Raw genomic sequence first — 630 nt, forward strand, 5'->3', positions numbered from 1 at the left:
CGGCGCCCGAATGGCACGGCTAACCCGATTAAGAAAAAACACTTTAGCTACGACAAAAACACCGATACGTATCGTTGTCCACAAGGTGAAACTCTAAGCTACAGCACAACAGACCGCAATGGTTACCGCCACTACAACTCAGACCCGAAGAAATGTAAAGACTGCCCGTTGAGAGTGGATTGCACGAGAAGTCAACAACATAAGAAGACGTTAACACGCCATGTTTGGGAAGAAGATAAAGAGCATGTGAGCGGATTAAGACTCACGCCTTGGGGTAAGAAAATTTATAACCGACGAAAGGAAACGGTTGAACGCAGCTTCGCAGATGCGAAACAACATCACGGCCATCGCTATGCACGGTTCCGTGGTCTGGCGAAGGTACAGATGCAGTGCTTACTGGCTGCGGTAGCGCAAAATATCAAGAAAATGGCCTTGCTGGCCTTTTTGTCGCTTTTTTATCTCACAAAATGCACTTTAATGGCGATTAAAGTGCAACTTACGCCAGTGATATGGCAAAAAATTTAAAACAGATTTGATAGTAGTAAAAAGACAGAAAGAGGCAACATAAAGATTACAGCCTTAAAAAAACAAACCCCGGTGTCAAAAACCGGGGTTTGTCATTAATCTGAA

Annotated in this window: 1 protein-coding gene; it reads left to right on the forward strand. The window is 44.1% G+C overall.

Translation table 11 applies throughout. The features are described from left to right. Window positions 1–525: transposase (locus L2744_RS21520; protein ID WP_248993776.1), on the forward strand; the 525-nt coding region annotated here is incomplete at its 5' end. Window positions 526–630: the final 105 nt, after the last annotated feature.

The organism is Shewanella profunda (assembly GCF_023283765.1).
Taxonomy (GTDB): Bacteria; Pseudomonadota; Gammaproteobacteria; order Enterobacterales; family Shewanellaceae; genus Shewanella; species Shewanella profunda.